Source organism: Kitasatospora sp. NPDC059571 (assembly GCF_042735675.1).
In the GTDB taxonomy this organism is placed as follows: domain Bacteria; phylum Actinomycetota; class Actinomycetes; order Streptomycetales; family Streptomycetaceae; genus Kitasatospora.
This window is the reverse complement of the sequence record NZ_JBHWBW010000519.1, coordinates 1-994: the sequence shown is the minus strand read 5'-3', so window position 1 is coordinate 994 and position 994 is coordinate 1. Positions and strand designations below refer to the sequence as shown.

Sequence of the window (994 nt, the reverse complement as noted above, 5' to 3'; positions counted from 1 at the left end):
CCCCCCCCCCCGGGGGGGGCGGGGGCGGGGCGCCCGGCCGCGGGGCCCGAGGCCTCGGGCTCCGCCGACGGCGCCGCGGGGCGGGGGGCCCCGGGGCCCGACGGGGGAGCGGCCGCCCCGCTCGGCGGTGGAACGCCCTGCGGTGCGGCGGGCGGCACCGCAGGGCGCGCGCCGTCCGAGGACGGGGTGCCGTTCACGGCCAGCAGGTCACCGCTCCCGTCGTCGTCCGAGGGGCCGCAGGTCACCAGCGCAGCGGCGAGCAGCATCAGCACACCGCCGAGGGCGGCCGCACCGCCGACCGCGCGCCGGCGTCCCGAGTCCGCGGGACGGGGAGCCGACTGCGGTGGTGCCGGGGGCGGCGGCCCGGCCGGGCGGGCCTCCTCCCACGGGTACCGCCACGGTGGCTCCCACTGTTCGTCCATGCCCGACCTCCCGGGTGTGCGGTGGATCCCGGGACCGCCGCCTCCGCCGTCGGCCGCGCTCCCTCCTGCCCAACGAGCCCGGGGCGGTCCGGGAACGGTCCCGGCCCGGTCCGGGCTTACCGACCGCAGGTCGGCGCGGGCCCGGGCGGTGCGGTGCCGAACCGTTTCCGCGCACCCTCCGGGTGGGCGTGGTGCGCGTGCGGGCACCCACCCCGCGGACGATGCTGGGGGCATGAACAGCAACAGCACGACCGAGCCCATGGTCGAGGTCGCCGAGTTCCGCACCGACAGCCGCTACCGCCTGGTCCACTTCAAGGGCGGCGGCTGGAAGCCGCTCGCCCCGGAGGAATTCGAACCGGAGATCAAGCACCTCTTCCCCGACCTCGACCCGCACGACCCCGTCCTCGTCCACTGGGCGGACCGCCCATGGGAGTGGCCCGCCTGGCACCCCGGCGAGGCCTGACGGCCACGCCGCGCCCGACCGCCGCACCGGGCCTGACGGACCGGTGGCGCGCCCCGCCGTGCGCCGCCCCGCCGCCGCCGACCGCCGCCGTCCCGCCCGGGGCGGCCCT

General features: G+C 80.2%; 1 protein-coding gene and 1 pseudogene. One reads left to right on the top strand and one right to left on the bottom strand.

Going from position 1 to position 994, the window contains the following annotated elements; translation table 11 throughout:
• A pseudogene (locus ACFV0G_RS34460) lies at positions 1-422 on the bottom strand (hypothetical protein); the annotation flags it as partial.
• Positions 423-654: 232 nt separating this feature from the next.
• Here ACFV0G_RS34460 and ACFV0G_RS34455 point away from each other — a divergent pair.
• Positions 655-885 carry a hypothetical protein gene (locus ACFV0G_RS34455; RefSeq protein WP_380556478.1) on the top strand — a complete coding sequence of 77 codons (231 nt, stop codon included), beginning with the start codon at positions 655-657 and terminating at the stop codon, positions 883-885.
• The last annotated feature ends 109 nt before the right edge of the window (positions 886-994 follow it).